Below are 22,388 nucleotides of genomic sequence, written 5' to 3'. Positions count from 1 at the left end.
CGCAACATGATCAACAGAGCCCCCGCCTCAACCGCGCCCGCGCGCCTGTTTCGGGGTCATGCCGAACCGCGCCCGAAAGGCGCGCGAGAATTGCGCCTGATCGGGAAAGCCCCGCGTCCAGGCGATTTCACCAATGGAACGCCGGTCGCCGGGGGTCGCCAGATCCTCCTGCGCCGCCGTCAGCCGCATATCGCGGATCCAGGCGCCAAGCGTGGTGTTGGTGTCGCGCAGGACTTCATGCAGGTAGCGCACCGATATGCCACAACCCGCCGCCACCCTGTCCGGCCCCAGATCGGGGTCGTCGAGATGGCGGCGCACAAAGCCCTCGATCCGCATCAGATGACCGGCCCGGACCGAAGACACGCCCGACTGCATCACCCGGTCATCAGCCTGGATTGCCAGAGCCAGCAGATCCGCGAGCTGTCGTCCCACGGTCGCGCGAGTCTCGTCGCTCATCGTGTCGTAACGGGCAGGGATCAGATGGACCATATCGGTGAAAAATCCGCTCGCGCCATTGGTCGCATCGAATTCCAGACTGCAGAACCGGTCGGGCGCGCGGATGCGACCGCCGAGCATATCGGCCGTCACCTTCATCACCCAGAGATCGGCCGGATCGTCATGGCTGAAATCATAGGGTTCATGGCTGCGTTCGATGAACCAGGCACCGGGATTGGCGCGGATCTGCTTGCCGCCCTGGCTGAACCGCACCTCGGATCGCGCCGGAATGGTGATCGGATATTCCTCTGGCCCCGGCTCGCGGAAATGGCGCGGCAGGCGGCGGTACAAAAGCGGGTCGGATGTCAGCCGCGAGAGCGAGACCTGACCCAGCTGCCAGTTGGTGATCACCCCGTCAAAGGCCTCGGGGCGCCGGAAAGCCAGGTCCAGCGGGAAATAGGCACGCGCGATGGTGTCGTGCCAGTGGCGGCTCCTGCCAGCGAGGTCGACTCCTTCGGTCGTGATGGTGGTTTTCATTATTGTGCTCCCCGTTCCGATCATCAGGCCATGGGGAAAATCCCCTGTAAAGCCTGGCGTCTCAGACCGGTGATGCGGCGCACTCAGACGCAAAACTCCATGCGCAGGCAGCAAAGACAGGGCGCGAAAAGCGGCATTAGCCTTTGCCCTACAGCGGTGCAACAGACGCCGCGTGACAGGGAGATCACTCGATTCGGCCGGGCATTCCGCCCGAACGATGCCCTGTTGCGCGGCCTCCAACGGGAGGTTCTGCAATGACGGATCCCACAGGCAAACAGATCGAGGTTGACCCGATCACTCTTTCCGTGGTGCGCGGTATCCTTGAGACCACACAGCGTGAAATGACGCTTTCACTGGAAAAGACCGCGCGGTCTTCAGTTTTCAACCTGGCACATGATTATTCGACGGCGCTCTTCAATCACCGGCCCGAGATGATCCTTCAGGGCCAGGATATTCCAATCCATCTCGGATCGCTGATCCCGGCGATGAAGGTGGTGGCGAAATATTTCGACGGAGAGATCAATGAAGGTGATCTTTTCATTCATAACGATCCGGCCTGGGGTGGCAGCCACGCGATCGATACCCGATCATCATCCACCGCTATTCGCTGATGGAAGACAGCGGCGGCGCGGGGAAATTCCGAGGCGGGTCCGGCACCGCCTGGGAGGTGGAGCCTCTGAACAACGACATGACCTTCATCACCTTTGGCGAGGGACGGCGCATCCCGGCTGTGGGTGCAGCAGGTGCGGGATCGACCATTATCGACACAAAGGTCGGGCGGCTGGAACTGGTGAAGGACGGTGTTGAGACCACCATCCGCGAAAACATCATCGAGGTGATCAGACCTGGTGACCGCATCACCAACAAGAACCCGGGCGGCGGCGGCTATGGCGACCCGATGGAGCGCGCGGTCGCCAGCGTCGTCAGCGACGTGAAAAACGGCCTCGTCTCAATCCGGGGCGCGAAGGAGGATTACGGCGTCATCATCTCTGACCCTGACACGCTGAGCGTGGATAGGGGTGCAACCGAAGCCCTGCGCGCGACCCGTCGTGCCCAGGCTGCGAAATAAGGGAGGGTGAAACTGTGAAATCTCAATACAGACTTGGCATCGACGCCGGCGGCACCTTCACCGATTTCGTGCTGGCCGACAGGTCCGGGCAGGTGCGGCTTTTCAAGGCACTGTCCACGCCGCAGGATCCGACGCTCGCCATCAAAAACGGCCTCGCGATCATCGCGGAGGAGCTCGGCGTGCCCGCCGATCAGATCATCCCGAATTGCGATCTTTGTATCAATGGGACGACCGTCGGGCTTAACGCGCTGATCCAGCATAAGGGTGCAAGAACCGGGCTGATCTGCACCGCCGGCCATGAAGACAGCCTGGAAATCCGGCTGGGCCATAAGGAAGACGGCTACCGCTACGACCCGGAATACCCGCCCGCGACGATGCTGGTGCCGCGTTACCTGCGGCGCGGCATCAGCGAACGCGTGCTTTCGACGGGCGAAGTGCGGGTGCCCCTGAACGAGGCCGATATCCGGGCCGCCTGCGAGATTTTCCGCGCCGAAGGGATCGACACGGTGGCGATCAGTTTCGTCTGGTCGGTGCTGCATCCCGGTCACGAACGCCGGGCCGGCGAGATCGTGCGCGAGATGATGCCCGGCGTGATCCTGACACTGGGGAGCGAGCTTTACCCGCAGGTGCGCGAATATACCCGCACCTCGACGGCGGTCGTGAATGCCTATCTCGCACCGATCATGAAACGGTACGTCGAGGCGGTGGACGGCTACTTTCGCACGCTCGGCGCAAAGCAACCGGTGCGCTACTACCAGTCGAATGGCGGTCTCGCAGTTGGCCAGGTGATGACGGACCGGTCGGTCTATGCGATCAATTCCGGGCCAGCCTCGGCGCCGGTCGCGGGGCAATATGTCTGCGCGCCCTTTGGCAGGAAAGACGTGATCACCGTCGATATGGGGGGCACCTCTTTCGACATCACACTGACGAAAGACGGCTCGACCAATATCAACAAAAACATCGACTTCCTGCGCTACCGGATCGGGGTGCCGATGATTCAGGTCGAGACTTTGGGCGCCGGTGGCGGATCTGTCGGCTGGATCGACGAAATGGGGCTGATGCAGATGGGGCCGCAATCAGCGGGCTCCAGCCCCGGGCCGGCCTGTTACGGTCAGGGCGGGACCGAGCCGACGGTATCGGATGCGAACCTGGTGCTGGGCTATCTGAACCCCGAGGGCCTCGTGGGGGGCCGCCTGCCGCTGGATGCCGAAAAGGCCGCAGCGGCGGTGAAGACCCGGCTCGCCGATCCGCTGAATATGAGCGTTGAGCGCGCGGCTTACGGCATGTTCACCATCGTCAACGCCAATATGGTGAATGGCATCCGCCGGGTGACGGTTGAGCGCGGCTATGACCCGCGCGATTTCGTGCTGGTGGGCGCAGGCGGTGCCACGGCGGCGCATATCACGGCGCTGGCGGACGCGATCGGGATCGACACAATCGTGGTGCCGAAACTCGCCTCCGGGCGCTGCGCCTTTGGCCAGATCATCTCGGATGTGAAATACAATTACATGGCCACCTCGCCGTTGCGGCTGGATGCGCCCGGCGCGCCTGCAAAGATCGAGGCGCTGTTCGGCCAGATCGAGGCCCAGGGCCTTGAACATCTGCGCGGGGACGGCTTTGATCAGGCGACCAGCCGGGTCAAACGCAGCCTCGATATGCGCTATGTCGGCCAGGTCCATGAATGCACCGTGGAAATCGACACTTTTGTGGTCGATGACACCAGCATCGCGCGGATCAAAGACGCGTTCCATCGCCGCCATGAACAGCTCTACACCTATGCCGAGCCGCATTCAGTGGTCGAGGTCGTCAATATCGAAAGCACGGTTTACGGGCTGGTCGACAAACCAGCGCGGATGACGATTGCGGCGGGCAAAGGGGCCGACAGCGCGGTGAGGTCCCACCGTGATGCGGTGTTCCGGGCAGACGGCACCCGGGTGCAAACCCCGATCTATGACGGTGCGAAACTGGGCGCGGGCGACCGTATCGCCGGCCCTGCCGTCATCGAGGAAGTCACCACCACCATTGTCATCGAGCCGGGCTGGACGGCCAGTCTCGACCAAAGCGGGTCCTATCTGATCACCAAAGGGCCAGATCATCAAAGGAATGGGGCAAAATGAGCGAACTCAGCGCAGACGGGGTTTCGGTCGCCTTTGCCGGGCTTAAAGCCCTGTCAGAGGTCAGCCTTCAGCTCAGATCCGGTCAGATCCTCGGGCTGATCGGGCCGAACGGCGCGGGCAAGACCACCCTCGTCAATGTGCTGACGGGGTTTCAGGCCCCGACCTCTGGCGCTGTCCTTCTGGACGGCGCCAGCCTCACGGGGCTTGCGGCGCATGAGCTGCGGCGGCGCGGCGTTGCCCGCACCTTCCAGGGCGGCCGGCTGTTTCGTGACCTGCCGGTGATCGACAATCTGGAAGTCACCGGACTTGGCCTCGGGCTGTCTCGCGCTGCCGCAATCCGCGAGGCCGGGGAGATGCTCGACTGGATCGGCATATCAGCCCTGGCCGACCGCATCGCAGGCACCCTGCCCTATACCGACGAGCGCCGCGTCGCCATTGGCCGCGCTTTGATGCGGGCGCCGGACTTCCTGTTGCTGGACGAACCTGCGGCCGGGATGAGTGCCCAAGAGGCCCGGGACCTCTCTGACCTGATCCGTCGCATCGCCCGCGAACGGGGCTGCGGCGTTTTGCTGATCGAGCATAATGTCGGCCTTGTTCTGGGGGTCTGTGACCATATCGTCGTGCTCGACTCCGGCGCCGTGATCGAGACCGGCCCGCCCGCCGCCATCCGCGCAAGCGAGAGGGTGCGCCACGCCTATATGGGCACCGCCGCCGATACCGGTCTGCCAGTTCAGGAGGCGCTGGTATGAGCCTGTTGAAGGTCTCGGATATCGGGGTGCGCTATTCCCGCCTGACCGCTGTCAGAAATGTCAGCTTCACCCTGGAAGAAGGCGAAGTACTCTTCATCACCGGTCCGAACGGGGCGGGAAAAAGCTCGCTCCTGCGCGCGATTGCCGGGGTGACGCCGCCCGCCGGCGGTCGCATCGACTTTGCCGGGCGCGATATTACCGGACTTGCGCCAGAGACAATCGCGCGGCTTGGGCTGTCGATGGTGCCCGAGGGCCGCGATGTCTTCGCCAGCCTGACCATCGAGGAAAACCTGATGGTCGGCACCGGGATGCATTCGGGCGAAAACGGCTGGCGCGCCCGGGCGGCAGCGGAACTCGAGACGGTCTATGCGACCTTCCCGATCCTGAAAGAGCGCCGTCATTCCCAGGCCGGTCTGCTTTCGGGCGGGCAGCAGCAAATGCTGGTGATCGGGCGCGCGCTGATGACGCATCCGCGGCTGATCGCGATTGATGAACCCTCACTCGGCCTCGCGCCGAACATCACCGATCAGGTTTACGAGCGCCTGATCGCTTTGCAGCGGGAACGCCGCCTGACGCTGCTGATCGTCGAGCAAAGCTCGACCCGAGCGATGCTGGTCGGGGGCCGCATGATGCTGATGCGGGGCGGCGAGATCGTGCTTGACGGCGACGCGCGTGCACCTGGCAAAAGCGAGGCCATCGAGGCCGCCTATTTCGGATATGGAGAACAGGTATGAGCGCGCTTCAGATCATCTTCGACGCGTTGTCTCTGGGCTCGCTTTACGCGCTTGGCGCATTGGGGATCGCGCTGATCTTCGGGGTGATGCGGCTGGTGAATTTCGCCCATGGCGATGTGATCGCCTTTTGCGTTTTCGCGCTTTTATGGCCTTCAGTCGATGCCATCGCCATTGTTTTCGCAGGCAATCTGCCCTGGTTCCTGCTGGTGCCTTTCGTGCTGGCGATGGGAGCCGGGCTTTCGGTCCTGTGCGAATTGGTCGTCTTTCGCAGGTTCCGCAACACCAACCCGGCAACCATGATGATCGCCTCTTTCGCACTTGGGTTTGTCATTCGCTATTTCCTGCTGATGCTGTTTTCCAGCCGGCCGAAATCCATCGCGCTGCTTCCCGAACTGAGCCAGCCGGTCACCGTCCTCGGCGCCCGCATGCCCCTGTTGCAGCTGATCACCATTCTCGTGACGGTGGGCGTTCTGCTTGGGCTGACCATCTTCCTGCGCCGCACCCGTTTCGGGCTTGAGATGCGGGCGGCGGCCGAGAATTTCACCATGGCGCGGATGCTGGGGGTACGCGCCAACCGGGTGATAATGGTTGCCTTCGCGCTTTCCGGCGCGCTGGCCGGCGCCATTGCCCTGATCCTCGGCAGCCAGACCGGCACCGCCAATATCATGATGGGCGCCAATGTCATGCTGATGGCCTTTATCGCTACCGTGATCGGCGGCATGGGCAGCCTTGCCGGCGCGGTGCTTGCAGGCTTTTTGCTGGGCGCCACCGCGACGCTTTTGCAAGCACTTCTGCCCCCCGAGGCCCGCGCCTTCCGCGATGCCTTTGTCTATGGCGCGGTGATCCTTGTGCTGATCTTCCGCCCGCAGGGGATCCTGAGCGCAGGTGGCATGAAGGAAAGGGTGTAAATCATGCGTCTGACCTCCTCCCTGACCATTTTGCGCAGATCCCTTGCGACCCCGGTGATCCTGATCCTGCTGCTCGTCGCCTTCGCGATCCTGTCCTGGGCGGTCGGGTCGCGCCCCTTCAACCAGACGATCATCGACATGCTGGTGCAGGTGACGCTGGTGACCGGGCTTTACATCTTCATCGGCAATTCGGGCGTGATCAGTTTCGGCCATGCCGCTTTTGCCTGCCTTGGCGGTTATGTCGTGGCCTGGACCACGATCAGGCCGATGATGAAGAAAAACGCCATGCCCGGCCTGCCCGACTGGCTGATGAGCATGGAGATCGGCTGGTGGGCCGCCGCTGGCCTCGCCGCGCTCTGGGCAGGCATTTTCGGCGCAATCCTGATGCGGCTATCCGGGATCGCCGCCTCGATTGCGACCTTCGCGATGCTCGCGATGATCAATGCGATCTATTCCAACTGGTCGGGCGTGACCGGCGGCACCTCGTCGATTGTCGGCATCCCGATCATCCGCTCGGTCTGGCCCTATCTGGGGGTCGCGAGCCTCGCCGTGATCGTGGCCTGGGCCTATTCGATCTCGCGCCAGGGGCTGATCCTCAGGGCCGCGCGGGACGAGCCGACCGCCGCCCGCGCATCGGGTGTTGATATCCCCCGCGCGCGGCTGATCGCTTTCATCCTTTCCGGCGCGGTGATGGGCGCCGGCGGCGCCATGCTCGCGCTGTCGATCGGGGTGGTGACGCCGAACTCCTTCTATCTGGGGCTCACCTTCACGACGCTTTCGATGCTGGTGGTCGGCGGCATGGGGTCATTGTCGGGGGCGGTGCTGGGCGTGCTGATCCTGTCATCCCTGATCCAGGCTCTGCGCTGGCTCGAGGCGGGAGTGCAGATCGGTGACACCACCTTCGCGCTGCCCGGTGGCGTGCAGGAGATCGGGCTTGGCCTGGTGATGATCCTGATCCTGATGTTCCGCCCCTCCGGCATCATGGGCAATCGCGAATTGAAACTCCCTAGGCGGCGCTGACCGCGAGGGGCATGACAGGCGATGGCTGAACCGTCGCGACAACCCAAGCAACAGGGAGCCTTAAAAATGAAAAAACTGATGACCATGCTGGCCGCGACCACCTGCCTTGCCAGCCCGGCGCTGGCAGATGACGCGCGGATCGTGGTGGGCTTTGCCACCGCCCAGACCGGTTTCATGCAGGGCTATGACAAGCCCGCCGAAGACGCGGCGATGATCCGCATCAGGGAGATCAACGAGGCGGGCGGCCTTCTGGGCAAACAGATCGAGGTGGTGACCGCTGACACCAAAACCGATATGGCCGAGGGCGCGAAGGCCGGGCTTTCGGTCGTGGATCAGGGCGCGGATCTGGTCGTGGTCTCCTGCGATTATGACTTCGGCGCGCCTGCCGCACTTGCGGCGGAAAGCCTCGGGGTGATTTCCTTCTTCATCTGTGCGGAATCGGTGAAGGCAGGCATCCAGGGGGTCGGGCCGAACAGCTTTTCGGCCTCGGTTCTGGCCCCGGTCCAGGGCGCAACCATGGCAGAATGGTCCTATAAGGAAAAAGGCGCGCGGAGCTATTACCGCCTGCTCGACACCTGGACCGAATATAACAAAGGGATCTGTGACGGCTTTGACTGGATGCTGCCGCAATTGCCGGAGGCAAAGCTGGTCGGCGAGGATACGTTCGTGAACGACGATGCCTCCATCGCGGCACAGATCTCGCGGATCAAGGCGCTGCCGGAAGAGCCCGATGCGATCATGCTTTGCTCGATGATGCCGGGCTTTGTCTCGGCGGTGAAACAGATCCGCGCGGCAGGGATCAATTCGATGCTCCTGAACGGCTCGGGCGCAGATGGCAGCTACTGGATGTCGGCGGTGCCGGATCTCTCGAATTTCTACGTACCGGCTCAGGGTTCGGTCTTCGGCGATGACCCTAGCGCCGATGTGAACGCCTTCGTGAAGAAATATGCAGAGGCCACCGGCGCGCCGCCCGCGACGCAATATACCTTCCCGGGCTATGTGATGATCGACGTCTGGGCAAAGGCGGTCGAGCGCGCCGGCACCACCGAGACCGCAGCCGTTGTCGCCGAGCTGGAGAAGATGAATGAAGAGCCGACCCTCTTCGGCCCGCGCACCTTCACCGCCGAGCTGCACCACCAGAACAAGGCCGAATATCGCATCATCGGCACCGAAAACGGCAAGCCGGCCGTGGTCGGCACCTGGACGATCTCGGAACCCGTGCCGCTGGATGCCCTGCTGAAATAGCCGCTTTTGCGGGCCGGAGCGCAGGCTTCGGCCCGAAATTTACGCAAAAGACCGAAGAAAGCCGGTATCCTCCCGGTTCCGGCTTCCCTTCGGATCGCAGCCGCGTTACCGTTATGTCAAATACCGGCAGCCACGCCCCGTTCTGATCGCGTTATCCACGCAGATCGGCGCGGGGTTTTTTGCATTTTTGGGGCGTGATGAAACGCAGCATCGATATCGGCATCCTGCAATCGCAGAGCGGCAATTACGCCGCCCTTTCGGTCATCAGCCGGGCAGGACTGTTGCGCGGCGTGGCCGAGGTCAATGCGAGCCCCGATTACGACCTGTGTTTCCGCGTCTGCGGGCGCGACCCCGAAGGCCGCACCGACCGCTATGCACCTTTGTGCCGCGAGATCCTGCGCGAAACCGGGGCGCGCCATATCTTCGGCTGTGTCACATCGTCCAGCCGCAAAGAGGTGATCCCCGAGCTGGAACGCTTTGACGGCGTGCTCTGGTACCCGCTGCCCTATGAGGGGTTCGAGGCCTCGGAACGCGTGGCCTATCTGCATTCCTGCCCGAACCAGCATCTGCTGCCGCTGCTGGACTGGGCGCTGCCCGCGCTCGGGCGGCGCGGCTATCTGGTCGGCTCGAATTACATCTGGGGCTGGGAGATCGCGCAGATCGCGCGCGAACGGATCGCGGCGCTTGGCGGCGAGGTGGCGGGCGACCGCTATCTGGCGCTTGGGGATTGCGATTCCAGTCATATCATCAACGAGATCGCGGCCTCGCAGCCCGATTTCATCCTGAATTCCCTTGTCGGGGAAAGCGATTATGCCTTCCTGTCGCAGCTCCGGGATCTGCGCGACAGGACCGGGGCGCGGCTGCAGGTGCTGTCGTGCAATTTCACCGAATGCGAGATCGAAAGCAGCCAGGGCGGGGCCGAGGGTCTGATCGCGGCCGGCCCCTGGTTCGAGCCCGGCGAGGGGCGCGGCGGCTCGATTGCCGAGGTGGCGCGCCGTGCGGTACATGAGCTGGCGCGGCTGTTGCATGGCCGCCCCGGGGCCGAGCGGCTGAGCCTTGCAGACCTGCTTCGCGATGCGCCGGGGGGCGCGCGCTCCCGCCTCGATCCGACCCATTTCCACGCTGCACAGCCGGTGGTGATCGCACAGATCCGGGAGGGGCGCTTTCACGAGATCCTGCGCCATGCGCCGCGCGCCGCCGACCCCTATCTGACCGCACGCGACCGCGATCTGCCCTCTGCCCCGATCTTGCGGGTGGTGTCATGACGCGGCTCCGCACCGAAAACCTCGGCAATGCGCTGGCCTTTGTGCTGCACCGGCCGCATCCCGCGATCCAGGGGCTGACGCGCCAGCTCCGGGTCATCGGGCTTGAGCTGCGCGAGGCCTGGCCCGATCTGCCCGCCGAAGCGTTCAGCGCCGATTTCATCTTTTACGACGCCGATACCGGCCATGATGAGCAATTCCCCTGGGCGCCGGGGGCCTCGCCCATGCCGATGATCGCGCTGATCGGGTCCGAGGCGCCGGGGCGGCTGAACTGGGCGCTGACCATGGGCGCCCATGCGCAGCTTCTGAAACCCGTCAGCGACAAGGGCGTCTATGCAGCGCTTCTGGTGGCGCGGGCGAATTACGACCGGGCGCGCGCCTCGGATGCGCTGATCGCCGATCTGGAAGACCGGCTTTCGGCGCGGCAGACCGTGGTCCAGGCCGTGATGATCTTCGTCCTGCGCGGCAAATCCGAAGCCGAGGCCTATGAGCTTTTGCGCCAGACTGCCATGGCCTGGCGCGTCACCATTGAGATCGCTGCCGCAAGGCTGGTGGCCAATCACCGGGCGGAAGCCCCGGGCAAAGAGGACCGCAAATGACCGCCGCTGCCCCTATCGCAACCGCGCCCGCCGATAAAGCGCCGTCGGTGCTGCGCCGCCTGATGGGGCGCAAACTGGCGCTGTTCGGCTTTCTGATCATCGTGATCTGCGTCGGCGGCGCGGTCTTCGCCAACTGGCTGGCGCCGTTCGATCCGAATGAGCAGTTTTTCGACGGCCTGACCCTTGAGGGCGCGCCGCTGCCGCCCGGACCGGTCTATTGGTTCGGAACCGACCTTCTGGGCCGCGATCTGCTGTCACGGCTGTTATACGGCGCGCAGACCTCGCTGATCATCGGGCTGGTGGCCAATGGCGCGGCTTTGTTCATCGGCACGCTGGTCGGGGTCACCGCGGGCTATTTCCGGGGGGTCATCGGCACGGTCCTGATGCGGTTCACCGATCTGATGATGGCTTTTCCGGCGCTGTTGCTGGCGATTTGCCTCGCCGCGATCTTTCAGCCGTCTTTGTGGATCGTCGCCCTGGTGATCGCTTTCGTGAACTGGGTCCAGACAGCCCGTGTGGTCTTTACCCAGACCTCCTCCCTGGCCGAGCGCGATTTCATCGCAGCCGAAAAGACGCTGGGCGCCGGGCATGGACGGATCCTCTTTCGCCACATCCTGCCGCATCTTCTGCCGACGCTGATCGTCTGGGGCACATTGGGGATCTCGACCACCGTGCTTCTGGAGGCGACGTTGTCCTTCCTCGGCGTGGGCGTGCAGCCGCCGATCCCGTCCTGGGGCAATATCATCTTTGAAAACCAGACCTGGTTCCAGGCCGCACCCTGGCTGGTGTTTATCCCCGGCGCCGCGATCCTTCTGCTCGCGCTCGCCTTCAACCTGGTCGGAGACGCGCTGCGTGACATTCTCGACCCGACACAACAGGGGCGCGACTGATGCTGGCCTATATCCTGCGCCGCCTTGCGCTCTCTGCGCTGATCCTCCTTGGGGTCTCGTTCATCACCTTCGTGTTGCTTTACGTGCTGCCCGCCGACCCGGTGCGCCAGATCGCAGGTCGTTCTGCCACCCCCGAAACGGTCGCGAGCATCCGGCGCCAGCTGGGCCTCGATCAGCCCTTCGTCGTGCAATATGGCCATTATCTGTGGAACCTGCTGCAAGGTGATCTGGGCAGGTCATATCTGCAAAAGACCGAAGTGGCGGCGCTGATCACCTCGCGCCTGCCTGCGACGCTCTTGCTGATGCTGGCCGCGATCACCTGCGAGCTCGTGATCGGCCTGACCCTTGGCGTCATCGCGGCGCTGTACCGGGGCCGTGCGCTCGACAATGTGCTGATGCTCTCAAGCTTTGTCACCGTATCCGCGCCGCAATTCGTGGTAGCGCTGCTGCTCCTTTACGTCTTTGCGGTCAAGCTTGGCTGGTTCCCGATTGGCGGCTATGGCACATTCGCGCATCTGGTGCTGCCGGCGCTGACTTTGGGGATCCTCGGTTCGGGCTGGTATGCGCGGATCATGCGGTCTTCGATGCTTGACGTGCTGCGCGCCGATTTCATCCGCACCGCCCGGGCCAAGGGTTTGGGCCGCGGGCGGATCATCCTTGGCCATGCCATCCCCAATGCCATCCTGCCGGTGATCGCCATGATCGGCATTGATATCGGCATCTTCATGTCCGGGATCGTGGTCGTGGAAAGCGTCTTCGGCTGGCCCGGCATCGGCCAGCTGGCCTGGCAGGCGATCCAGCGCGTCGATATCCCGATCATCATGGGCGTCACGCTTGTCTCGGCCTTCGCCATCGTGATCGGCAATCTGCTTGCCGACCTGATTTCCCCGCTTATCGACCCGCGCATCAAACTGCGCTGACCAAACCAACAGGAGAGAAACAATGAAAAAACTGATCCTTTCTACGGCCCTTGCCACCATGATGGCGATGAGCCCGACGCTGGCCGAGACCCCCACCCCGGGCGGCAATATGATCGTGACCTACAAAGATGATGTCGCGACGCTCGACCCGGCCATCGGCTATGACTGGCAGAACTGGTCGATGATCAAATCGGTCTTTGACGGGCTGATGGATTATGAGCCGGGCACCACAACGCTGCGCCCAGGCCTCGCGGAAAGCTATGAGATTTCCGAAGACGGGCTGACCTATACATTCAAACTCCGCCCCGGGGTGAAGTTCCACAATGGCCGTGAGATGACCTCTGAAGACGTGGTCTACTCGATCAACCGGGTGGTGAACCCGGCAACGCAATCGCCGGGCCAGGGCTTTTTCGGCATGATCGACGGCTTTGACGCCACCGCCGCTGACGGTTCGGCGCTGACGGGTGTCTCGGCGCCGGATGCCGCGACGGTAGTGTTCAGACTGTCGCGTCCCGATGCGACCTTCCTGCATGTCATGGCGCTGAATTTCTCTTATGTGGTGCCGAAAGAGGTGGTCGAGGCAGAAGGCGCCGATTTCGGCAAGAAGCCGGTCGGGACCGGCGCGTTTAAGCTGGCGGAATGGACGCTTGGCCAGCGTCTCGTCTTCGAGAAAAACGCGGATTACTGGATTGCGGGCGTTCCCTATCTCGACAGCTTCACGGTTGAGGTTGGCCAGGAGCCGGTCGTGGCACTTCTGCGGGCGCAAAACGGCGAAGTGGATATTCCCGGCGACGGCATCCCACCCGCGAAATTCGTCGAGGTAATGAGCGACCCGGCCCAGGCTGCGAATGTGGTCGAAGGCGGCCAGCTCCATACCGGCTATGTCACGATGAATGTCACCGCTGCCCCCTTTGACAAGGTCGAGGTGCGCCGCGCCGTCAATATGGCGATCAATAAGGACCGGATCGTCCAGGTGATCAATGGCCGTGCGGTTCCGGCAAACCAGCCGCTGCCGCCTTCAATGCCCGGCTATACCAAAGACTATGCGGGCTATGCCTATGACGTCGACGCAGCAAAGGCGCTGCTGAGCGAGGCCGGCTACGCGGACGGGTTCGAGACCGAGCTTTACGTGATGAACACCGACCCGAACCCGCGCATCGCGCAGGCGATCCAGCAGGATCTGAAAGCCATCGGCATCACCGCGAATATCCGCTCGCTCGCCCAGGCCAATGTGATCGAGGCTGGCGGTGCGGGCACGGCCCCGATGATCTGGTCCGGTGGCATGGCCTGGATTGCCGACTTCCCCGATCCCTCGAATTTCTACGGCCCGATCCTTGGCTGTGGCGGCGCGGTCGAAGGCGGCTGGAACTGGTCGAAATATTGCAACGAGGGTCTCGACGCGATGGCGGCGAAAGCGGACAGCACCGTTGATCCGGCGAAAGCCGACGAGCGCCTGAAACTCTGGTCCGATGTCTATATGGGCGTGATGGAAGATGCTCCCTGGGCGCCGGTGTTCAACGAACAGCGCTTTACGCTGAAATCGCCGCGTATGGGCGGGGCGGATGCGCTGTATGTCGATCCGGTCTCGATCCCGGTCAACTACGATTACGTCTATATCAAGGAGTGAGCACGGATCATGTGTAAGCACTGCAATCATACGATCCACGCCCATCAGCACCATTTCGGCTGGGACAATTCTTTCGCGCCCGCGCTGAAAGCCGCCCCGGGTGAGACGATCCTGTTCCAGTGCCTCGACAGTTCCGGGGGCCAGCTTGGCCCCCGCTCGACTGTCGCGGATGTGGCGGCGCTGGATTTTGGCAAGATCAACCCGGTCTCCGGGCCGGTCTTTGTCGATGGCGCAAAGCCGGGGGACGTGCTGAAGGTCACGATTGACAGCTTCACGCCGCAACAGCGCGACGGCGCGGGCTTTGGCTGGACCGCGAATATCCCGGGCTTTGGCCTTCTGACCGACCAGTTCGAGGAACCGGCGCTGAATGTCTGGAAATTCGATGCGACCAGCCTGGAACCCGCCCTGTTCGGCCGCCACGCCCGTGTGCCGCTGAAGCCTTTCGCCGGCACCATCGGCAATGCGCTGGCCGAGGCAGGGCATCATTCGATCGTGCCGCCGCGCCGGGTGGGCGGCAATCTCGACATCCGTGATCTGAGCGCCGGAACAACGCTTTACCTGCCGGTCGAAGTTGAAGGCGCGCTGTTTTCCGTAGGGGACACCCATGCCGCCCAGGGCGATGGCGAGGTCTGCGGCACTGCGATTGAAAGCCCGTTCGATGTGGTACTGACCCTTGATCTGATCAAAGGCCAGCCGCTGAAAACCCCGCGTTTCACCACACCAGGGCCGGTAACGCGCCATCTTGACGCGAAAGGCTATGAAGCGACAACCGGCATCGGACCCGATCTCTGGACGGCGGCGAAGGATGCGGTTTCGGCGATGATCGACCTGCTCTGCGTGACGCAGAAACTCGAGCCGGTCGACGCCTATATGCTCTGTTCAGTCTGCGGCGATCTCAGAATCTCCGAGATTGTCGATATGCCGAATGTAGTGGTCAGCTTCTACTTCCCGCGTGCGGTTTTCGAATGACCATGCCCGCGCCTTCCCCCGCTGATGATGTGGTGCTTTCGCTGCGGGACCTAAAGGTCTCGGCACGCTCCGACCAGGGGCTGATCCCCCTTATCGAGGGACTGAGCCTTGAGCTCAGACGCGGCGAGACCCTGGCGATTGCGGGGGAAAGCGGCTCGGGGAAGTCGATCACCTCGCTCGCCATCATGGGGTTGTTGCCGCAGCCAGCGGTCAGGGTCACCGGCGGCACGATCCATCTGGGCGAGACCGAGCTGACCGGCCTTTCCGAGGCAAAGATGCAACGCCTGCGTGGTGCCCGGATCGCCATGATCTTTCAGGAGCCGATGACGGCCCTGAACCCGGTCATGTCCATCGGCCGCCAGCTGACCGAGGCGATCCGGGCGCATGAGGCGCTGTCGATGCGCGAGGCCCGCGCCCGTGCGCTTGAGGCGCTGAAGGCGGTGCGGCTGTCGCAGCCCGAGCGCAGGCTGGAGCAATTCCCGCATGAGCTGTCCGGCGGCATGCGTCAGCGGGTGATGATCGCCATGGCGATTGCGCTGAAACCCGATGTGCTGATCGCCGATGAGCCGACCACGGCGCTGGATGTGACGGTGCAGCGCGAAGTGCTGGATCTGATCCGCGACCTGCAACGCGAACTGGGCACGGCGGTCATTCTGATCACGCATGACATGGGCGTGGTTGCGGAAATGGCCGACCGGGTGATCGTGATGCAAAAGGGCCGGGTCGTAGAGACCGCCCCGACGATCGACCTCTTCGAGGCCCCCCGCGAAACCTATACGCGTGAGCTGCTCGCCGCCGTGCCAAGGATCGGCGGGGGGCCGGCGCGGACCGCGACGGCGACAGAGGATGTGCTGGTTCGCTATCAGGACGTCTCGGTCCGCTTTCCGATCCGCCAGGGGTTGCTCGGTCGGGTGACGGCGCAGGTTCATGCGGTCGAGCAGGTTTCGCTGGAGATTTTCAAAGGCGAGACGCTGTCGCTGGTCGGCGAATCCGGCTGCGGGAAATCGACCATGGCGCGGGCGCTGGTCGGCCTCGTGCCCCATAGCGGGCGGATCGAGGTCGCAGGCCGGGCGCTGGCAGAGCTTGACGGACCCGCACGCAAGGCGCTGCGCCGGGATTTGCAGATCGTCTTCCAGGACCCGATGGCGGCGCTTGATGCACGGATGACGGTCGGCGAACTCATCCGCGAGCCATTGCTGATCCATGGTATCGGCACGGCGGCAGAGCAGCGCGCAAGGGTCTGTGACCTGCTGGAGCGGGTCGGCCTGATGGCTGCGGTCTATAATCGCTACCCGCATCAGTTTTCCGGCGGTCAGCGGCAGCGGATCTGCATCGCCCGCGCGCTGGCGCTGAAGCCGAAGCTGATCGTCTGCGATGAAAGCGTCGCCGCGCTGGATGTGTCGATTCAGGCCAAGGTGCTGGAGCTGCTGCGTGATTTGCAGCGCGAGATGGGGGTGAGCTTTCTGTTCATCAGCCATGACATGGCGGTGGTCGAGAATGTCTCGGACCGGGTGGCGGTGATGTATCTCGGCCAGATTGTCGAGATGGGCACGCGCGCGCAGCTGTTTGGCAACCCGCAGCACCCCTATACACAGCGCCTGCTGGAAGCCGTGCCGGTGCCCGATCCGAAACGCCCGCGCGCAGCTGCGGCCCGGATGGCGGGCGAGATCCCGAGCCCGGTCTGGCCTTTGGGTCAGGGACCGGACCGGGTGCAGCTGGAAGATATCGGCGGCGGCCACCTCGTCGCGCGGTAAGCGCCGCGTTACGCCCCGCGCGCGCGCCGCGCCGCCTTTTGCAGCGCGGTAAAGGCCCGAAAGCGCCGCTCATGCAGCGCTTTCACCCCACCGCCCGCCGGCTGATGCGCCTCGCCAGGGCCGGACAACCCGGCCATGGCGGAGCGCATATCGGGGAAAAGCCCGCCTGCGACCGCGCCAAGTGTGGCAGAACCCAGCAGCACCGGCTCATCCGAGGCCGAGCCCATCACCACCCGCCCGGTTGCATCGGCAAGGATCTGGCGGATCAGCCGCGATTCCCCGGCGCCGCCGGAAATCACGATCTTTTCGACCCTGGCCCCGGCCTCGTCCTGCACATCAAGGATCTGCCTGAGCCCGTAAGCCACGCCGCAGATCCCGGCGAGGTAAAGCGCCTCGAGGTTTTCCAGATCGCGCTCCATCCCCAGCCCCGCGATCACGGCGCGGGCATGCGGATCGGCATGGGGGGCGCGGTTGCCAAGGAATTCCGGCACCACATGCAGATCCCCCGCCAGCGCTGCCGCCTGTGACAGATCAGGCGCGCGGGCAAGGATCCGCTGCGTCAGCCAGAGCGCCAGTGACTGGTCCTGGACTTTGGCCTCCGCCCTGGCCCCGGCGCTTGCAGGGTGAAAACCGAGCAGCTGGTCAATCGCCGCCCCCGCCGCCGATTGCCCGCCTTCGCTGAGCCAGAGCCCCGGAACCATGGCCGAGAAGTACGGGCCCCAGACCCCGGGCACGAAGGCCGGCTCTGCCGTCGAGGTCATGGTGCAGGACGAGGTGCCGAAAACATAGGCCATATGGGTCAGGGGCGAGCCTTCGATCCCGACCGTGCCGATGCCACCGGCATGGGCGTCGATCATCCCCGCCGCAACCGGCGTGCCGGGCGCAAGGCCAAGATCGGCCGCAGCCGCCGCCGTCAGCCCATGGCCAAGCGCCGTTCCCGGGGGCACCACACGCGTGCCGATACGGGTGAACTGTTCATCGGCCAGCTCTTCCAGCCCGATCTGGCGGAAGTAAGACGGATCCCAGCGGTTTTCATGCGCCAGATAGGTCCATTTGCAGGTGACGGTACAGGTCGAACGCGCCTCATCCCCTGTGGCCTTCCAGGTCAGGAAATCTGCCAGGTCAAAGAAATGCCGCGCGCCCGCGAAGATCTGCGGCCGGTTTTCTTTCAGCCATAAAAGCTTCGGCGTCTCCATCTCGGGCGAGATTTTACCGCCGACATAGGCCAGAACCGCATGGCCCTGTGCGTTGATCCGTTCGGCCTGATCGACCGCACGGTGATCCATCCAGACGATCACATCACGTGCCGGGTCTTCCGACGGGCCAACGGGCAGCGACACGCCGCCCTCGCCCAGAACCACCAGCGAACAGGTCGCGTCAAAGCCGATCCCGGCGACGAGGGCAGGATCTGCCCCCGCCATCACCTCGCGCACGCATTGCGCCACCGCCCCCCAGATCTGCGCGCTGGATTGTTCGACCATCGCCCCCGGCCCGCGCCAGAGCGTGATCTCGCGCTTTGCCGATGCGAGCAGGCGGCCGGTCTGGTCAAACAGACCCGCGCGGGCGCTGCCGGTGCCGACATCGACACCGATCAGATATTTGGGGGCAGTGGTCATGGCAGTGCCTCAGAGATCAAAGGTCGCGGGCAGGATCACCAGATCGCGGATCGTCACGGTCCGGGGACGGGTCAGCATGAAGAGAACCGCTTCGGCCACTTCTTTCGCCTGCATCAGGCTGCCATTGGCCAGCGCCTCATCCATCTTGGCTTTCGGCCAGTCATCGAGCAGCGCGGTCACGACCGGACCGGGCAGCACCGCGCCCACCCTGACACCATGCGGCGCGACCTGGCGGCGGGTGGCATGGACAAAGCCCTGAACCGCAAATTTCGAGGCGGTATAGACCGGCTCCCAGATCACCGGCACCACGCCCGCGACCGAGGAGGTGAAGAGAATATCCCCGGATTTCTGTGCGATCAGATGCGGCAGCACCGCATGCACAGACCGGAAGGCCGCATTGATATTGAGGTTCAGCATCCGGTCCCAGGCGTCGGGGTCGCCCTCGGCCACCGGGCCACCGATATAGGCGCCGGCATTGGCATAGAACACATCCAGCCGCCCGGCGAGATCAAGGATCTTCGGCAGGATCGCTGAGACCTGCTTGCCATCCAGCAGATCCACGACCAAAGGCAGCGCGTTCGGGCCCATCTCGGCGCAAAGCTGCTTAAGCCGGTCTTCCGCACGGTCGATCAGCACCACTTTCGCACCGGCCGCGACCAGGGTGCGGGCGCATTCCAGCCCGATCCCCGAGGCCGCACCGGTGACCGCAACGACCTTGTCCTGCATTGATTCAGCCATTTCTTAACTCCTGTATATCAACCGCGCCCATGGGTCGCACGCGACTGGCGGGCAAGGGAATCGACGATCACAGCAATGGCCAGCACGGCTCCGGTGATCATGTAACGCAGGCTCGACGACAGGTTCAGAAGCGTCAGCCCGTTGGAAATCGCCTGGATCACGATGATGCCCAGAAGCGCCGCCCAGGCAGAACCGCGCCCGCCAAAGAGAGACGTGCCCCCGATCACTGCCGCCGCAATGGCGTTCAGGTTCACATCCCCCGTGCCGGCCTGCTGGCTTGATGACGCCAGCCGCCCCGCCGCCAGCACCCCGCCCAGAGCAGCCAGCGTGGAACACAGCATGAAGGCCGAATAATAGATCCGCCGCACATTGATGCCCGACCGCCGCGCCGCCTCGCGATTGCCGCCGACCGCGAAAAGCGAACGGCCCCATTTGGTGCGGGTCAGCGCATATTGCATCGCAACGACAAGGCCGACGAACAGACCGAACATCCACGGCACGCCACGGCCAAGGTTCAGGTACCAGACCGCGAATTGCAGTGCCGCCGTCAGGACGCCCGCCTTGATCAGCAAAAGGCTCAGCGGCATCGCGGTCAGCCCGGCGGCGCGGCGGCGTTTCGCGGTGTTCAGCCCGCCGAACAGCACGACAAGCCCCGGGATCAGCGCGAGGCCATGCGACAGCCAGGCCGGCATCACCAGAAGCTGTCCGAATGCCACCAGCGGCGAGGAAAACGGCAGGTTGATCGAGCCGGTCGGCCCAAGAATGTAAAGCTGCATCCCCAGAATGGCGAGAAGCCCGGCAAGTGTCGCCACGAAACTCGGCATGCCAAGCCTTGTGTAAAGCGTGGCATAGACAAAGCCGATCACCAGGCCCGCAAGCAAAGCCGCCCCAATTGCCACTGGCAAAGGCAGGCCCATATTCACCCAGATCACACCCACCAGGGCCGAGGCGAAGCCGCTCATCGACCCCACGGAAAGGTCGATCTCTCCCAGCATCAGCACGCAGACGATGCCAAGCGAGATCACCCCAACTGTCGCACAGTCAAAAAGCAGGTTCACAAGGTTATTTGGCAGCAAGAACACCGGGTTCAGGCTGGAGAAAACCACCGAGATCACCACCAGCCCGACCGCGACCGGCAGGATGCCGAGATCGCCCGCCCGCACCCGGTCGATGAACAGCCGCACCGCACCGGAAAGGCTGTCATCGTTTCTGACCCGCTCATCCGCCCGGTCAAGGGGTTTGGGGGCGAGTTTCACGTCACTCATGATGCTCCTCCGCCGCCTTGCGGCTTGCGCGGCGCGAGACCGCATTTTCCGACGCGCCGGTGATGGCGGCAACCAGCTCCTGGTTGCTGGACTCGGGCGTGAAGACCCCGCCGTTTCTCCCCAGCCTGAGCACGACGATACGGTCCGCCACCGCGCGGACATCTTCCATATTATGACTGATAACGATCACACCGAGCCCGCGCGCGCGCACCCGGTCGATCAGGTTCAGAACCTCGGCCGTCTGCGCCACGCCAAGCGCCGCCGTCGGCTCGTCCAGCATGATAATCTTCGGGTCCGTCAGCAGCGAGCGCGCAATCGCCACCGTCTGGCGCTGCCCGCCCGAAAGCGAGGCGACGGGTTCGCGCACCGAGGGTATCCGCGCCGCAAGTTCACGCAAAAGCGTCCAGGCCCGAACCTCCATCTGCACCTCGTCGAGGCGCCAGGGCGAAATCTCATGGCCGAGAAACAGGTTCGAGACGACATCGAGGTTTTCACACAGAGCAAGGTCCTGGAAGACGGTCGCGATCCCCAGATCCAGCGCTTTGGCCGGGCTGTCGAGGGTCACGGGTTTCCCCATGAACCGCACCTCGCCCGCCGAGGGCTGATGCACCCCCGCCAGCACCTTCACCAGCGTCGATTTACCGGCACCATTATCGCCGACCAGCGCCACGACCTCACCGGCATGGACCTCAAGCTCGATATCGCTCAGCGCCGACACGGCCCCGAAATTCTTTGAAACACCTGTGAGCTGCAACAGCAGCTCCCCTTTCGGGGGTTTGTCGTCACTCATCGCTGCGCCTTCCGCAATAGAATGTGGCCCGACCGCCAGGGAGCAATGCGGTCGGGCCAGAGCACGGGAGCTTACTCGGTGATCCCGAGCGCCTTGCAGCCTTCGGCATATTCGCCGGTGCAGATCTGCTCAGCGGTCTGGATCCCCTTGTCGAAGATCTCGGCCTTGATGTTTTCCTTCGTCACCACGGCGGGAACGAAGAGCTCGGACGGCGTGTCATAAAGCGTGGTCTTTGCCTCGGGCGTTTCGCCATTGAGGAAGGTGACCGCAATATTCGCCGCCGCTGCCGCCACAATCTCAGAGGGTTTCGAGATCGTGTTATACTGGTCGCCCGAAATGATCAGCTGCAGCGCCGCGATGGTCGCGTCATTGCCGGTCACGGGGGGAACCGGGCTCACGCCCGCCGCCTTGAAGGCCGCAACCGCGCCGCCGCCAGTGCCGTCATTCGCCGCGACCACACCGGTAATTTCGGCGCCGAAACGGGTGATCTGACCCGCCGCCCATTCCTGCGCCTTCGGCGGCGCCCAATCGGGCGTGTCGAATTCGGCAAGCGTCTTGTAGGGGGATTCCTTCAGCGCTCGATGGATGCCGTCGCGGATCAGCCCGGCTGCCGCATCGGTGGGCGATCCATTGATCTGCAGCACCCCTGCCCCATCTGCGACGCCCGAGGCTTTCAGATGATCGGTCAGCGATTTCGCGATGGCGTAGCCAATGCCTTCATTGTCGAAAGACACATAGAAATCAGCCGGCGTTGCCGGGATCGGGCGGTCATAGGCGATGACCTTGACGCCCTGCGCCTGCGCCAGCGTCACCAGCCCCGCCGCCGCCGCCGAGTCGACCGGATCCAGCACGATGACCTTTGCGCCCTGGGTCAGCAGCGCATTGAACTGCTGCTGTTGCAGTGCCACATCGGCATTGGCGTTCTGGTAGATCACCTCGCAAGACGGGCAAAGCTTGTCCATCTCGGCCTTGAAGCCGGGGAAGTCATGCTCTTCATAGCGGGTCGAAGCCTGGTCGGGCATCAGGAAGCCCACCACACCCGAAGGCTCCGCCAGGGCAGCAGTACCAAGCAACATGGCCAGCGCTGTCGCCATTACGGGCGCCGTTGCGGGCAAGGCATGAAATTTCATCTCGTCTCTCCTCC

The 22,388-nt window shown here is 63.8% G+C and carries 21 protein-coding genes; 15 read left to right on the top strand and 6 right to left on the bottom strand.

What is annotated here, in order from left to right; genetic code table 11:
• Nucleotides 1-27 precede the first annotated feature (27 nt).
• A complete protein-coding gene (locus AC4FS3_RS21525; RefSeq protein WP_491022235.1) occupies nt 28-972 on the bottom strand; it encodes an AraC family transcriptional regulator in 945 nt (314 codons plus the stop codon).
• Nucleotides 973-1,226: 254 nt separating this feature from the next.
• Here AC4FS3_RS21525 and AC4FS3_RS21520 point away from each other — a divergent pair, with 254 nt between their 5' ends.
• The 15 genes from AC4FS3_RS21520 (at nt 1,227) to AC4FS3_RS21450 (ending at nt 16,835) form a co-directional block, all read left to right on the top strand.
• Nucleotides 1,227-1,583, top strand: a complete 357-nt coding sequence (locus tag AC4FS3_RS21520) for a hydantoinase B/oxoprolinase family protein (RefSeq protein WP_491022234.1) — start codon at nt 1,227-1,229, stop codon at nt 1,581-1,583.
• Nucleotides 1,583-2,041: a hydantoinase B/oxoprolinase family protein gene (locus AC4FS3_RS21515; protein WP_491022233.1), complete on the top strand. Its 459-nt coding sequence runs from the start codon at nt 1,583-1,585 to the stop codon at nt 2,039-2,041. The genes AC4FS3_RS21520 and AC4FS3_RS21515 overlap by 1 nt, the downstream gene beginning before the upstream one ends.
• 14 nt (nt 2,042-2,055) lie before the next feature.
• Nucleotides 2,056-4,158 (top strand): caprolactamase subunit alpha, encoded by a 2,103-nt coding sequence (capA, locus tag AC4FS3_RS21510; RefSeq protein WP_491022232.1) that lies wholly within the window; start codon nt 2,056-2,058, stop codon nt 4,156-4,158.
• On the top strand, nt 4,155-4,907 hold the full coding sequence (locus AC4FS3_RS21505) for an ABC transporter ATP-binding protein (protein WP_491022231.1): 753 nt from the start codon (nt 4,155-4,157) through the stop codon (nt 4,905-4,907). The genes capA and AC4FS3_RS21505 overlap by 4 nt, the downstream gene beginning before the upstream one ends.
• A complete protein-coding gene (locus tag AC4FS3_RS21500; protein WP_491022230.1) occupies nt 4,904-5,641 on the top strand; it encodes an ABC transporter ATP-binding protein in 738 nt (245 codons plus the stop codon). Before AC4FS3_RS21505 ends, AC4FS3_RS21500 begins: the two co-directional genes overlap by 4 nt.
• Nucleotides 5,638-6,549: a branched-chain amino acid ABC transporter permease gene (locus AC4FS3_RS21495; RefSeq protein WP_491022229.1), complete on the top strand. Its 912-nt coding sequence runs from the start codon at nt 5,638-5,640 to the stop codon at nt 6,547-6,549. Before AC4FS3_RS21500 ends, AC4FS3_RS21495 begins: the two co-directional genes overlap by 4 nt.
• Before the next feature lie 3 nt (nt 6,550-6,552).
• On the top strand, nt 6,553-7,569 hold the full coding sequence (locus AC4FS3_RS21490) for a branched-chain amino acid ABC transporter permease (protein ID WP_491022228.1): 1,017 nt from the start codon (nt 6,553-6,555) through the stop codon (nt 7,567-7,569).
• Between the two features lie 66 nt (nt 7,570-7,635).
• The gene (locus AC4FS3_RS21485; protein ID WP_491022227.1) at nt 7,636-8,814 is read left to right on the top strand and encodes an ABC transporter substrate-binding protein; all 1,179 of its coding nucleotides are present in this window, start codon (nt 7,636-7,638) and stop codon (nt 8,812-8,814) included.
• Between the two features lie 197 nt (nt 8,815-9,011).
• Nucleotides 9,012-10,079: a transporter substrate-binding protein gene (locus AC4FS3_RS21480; RefSeq protein WP_491022226.1), complete on the top strand. Its 1,068-nt coding sequence runs from the start codon at nt 9,012-9,014 to the stop codon at nt 10,077-10,079.
• On the top strand, nt 10,076-10,675 hold the full coding sequence (locus tag AC4FS3_RS21475) for an ANTAR domain-containing response regulator (RefSeq protein ID WP_283179084.1): 600 nt from the start codon (nt 10,076-10,078) through the stop codon (nt 10,673-10,675). The genes AC4FS3_RS21480 and AC4FS3_RS21475 overlap by 4 nt, the downstream gene beginning before the upstream one ends.
• Nucleotides 10,672-11,565, top strand: coding sequence for an ABC transporter permease (locus tag AC4FS3_RS21470; protein ID WP_491022225.1), 894 nt, complete (start codon nt 10,672-10,674; stop codon nt 11,563-11,565). The genes AC4FS3_RS21475 and AC4FS3_RS21470 overlap by 4 nt, the downstream gene beginning before the upstream one ends.
• On the top strand, nt 11,565-12,485 hold the full coding sequence (locus tag AC4FS3_RS21465; protein ID WP_198834907.1) for an ABC transporter permease: 921 nt from the start codon (nt 11,565-11,567) through the stop codon (nt 12,483-12,485). Before AC4FS3_RS21470 ends, AC4FS3_RS21465 begins: the two co-directional genes overlap by 1 nt.
• 22 nt (nt 12,486-12,507) lie before the next feature.
• Nucleotides 12,508-14,112 carry an ABC transporter substrate-binding protein gene (locus tag AC4FS3_RS21460; protein WP_491022224.1) on the top strand — a complete coding sequence of 535 codons (1,605 nt, stop codon included), beginning with the start codon at nt 12,508-12,510 and terminating at the stop codon, nt 14,110-14,112.
• Between the two features lie 9 nt (nt 14,113-14,121).
• On the top strand, nt 14,122-15,081 hold the full coding sequence (locus AC4FS3_RS21455; protein WP_198834909.1) for an acetamidase/formamidase family protein: 960 nt from the start codon (nt 14,122-14,124) through the stop codon (nt 15,079-15,081).
• Complete coding sequence (locus AC4FS3_RS21450; RefSeq protein WP_491022223.1) at nt 15,078-16,835, top strand: ABC transporter ATP-binding protein; 1,758 nt, start codon at nt 15,078-15,080, stop codon at nt 16,833-16,835. The genes AC4FS3_RS21455 and AC4FS3_RS21450 overlap by 4 nt, the downstream gene beginning before the upstream one ends.
• Before the next feature lie 8 nt (nt 16,836-16,843).
• On the opposite strand, the gene AC4FS3_RS21445 is transcribed toward AC4FS3_RS21450, so the two are convergent.
• The 5 genes from AC4FS3_RS21445 to AC4FS3_RS21425 all read right to left on the bottom strand — a co-directional run bounded on the left by AC4FS3_RS21445 (nt 16,844) and on the right by AC4FS3_RS21425 (nt 22,374).
• On the bottom strand, nt 16,844-18,451 hold the full coding sequence (locus AC4FS3_RS21445; RefSeq protein WP_491022222.1) for an FGGY-family carbohydrate kinase: 1,608 nt from the start codon (nt 18,449-18,451) through the stop codon (nt 16,844-16,846).
• 9 nt (nt 18,452-18,460) lie between these two features.
• Nucleotides 18,461-19,189, bottom strand: coding sequence for an SDR family oxidoreductase (locus tag AC4FS3_RS21440; protein ID WP_491022221.1), 729 nt, complete (start codon nt 19,187-19,189; stop codon nt 18,461-18,463).
• 17 nt (nt 19,190-19,206) lie between these two features.
• A complete protein-coding gene (locus tag AC4FS3_RS21435; RefSeq protein ID WP_491022220.1) occupies nt 19,207-20,454 on the bottom strand; it encodes a sugar ABC transporter permease in 1,248 nt (415 codons plus the stop codon).
• Nucleotides 20,447-21,244: an ATP-binding cassette domain-containing protein gene (locus tag AC4FS3_RS21430; RefSeq protein WP_491022219.1), complete on the bottom strand. Its 798-nt coding sequence runs from the start codon at nt 21,242-21,244 to the stop codon at nt 20,447-20,449. Before AC4FS3_RS21430 ends, AC4FS3_RS21435 begins: the two co-directional genes overlap by 8 nt.
• A 71-nt stretch (nt 21,245-21,315) precedes the next feature.
• Nucleotides 21,316-22,374, bottom strand: coding sequence for an ABC transporter substrate-binding protein (locus AC4FS3_RS21425; RefSeq protein WP_491022218.1), 1,059 nt, complete (start codon nt 22,372-22,374; stop codon nt 21,316-21,318).
• Nucleotides 22,375-22,388 lie beyond the last annotated feature (14 nt).

The sequence above is a fragment of the Pseudogemmobacter sp. TB195 genome (genome assembly GCF_058313095.1).
The sequence above is the reverse complement of the archived record's forward strand: the minus strand, read 5'-3'. Positions and strand labels throughout refer to the sequence as shown.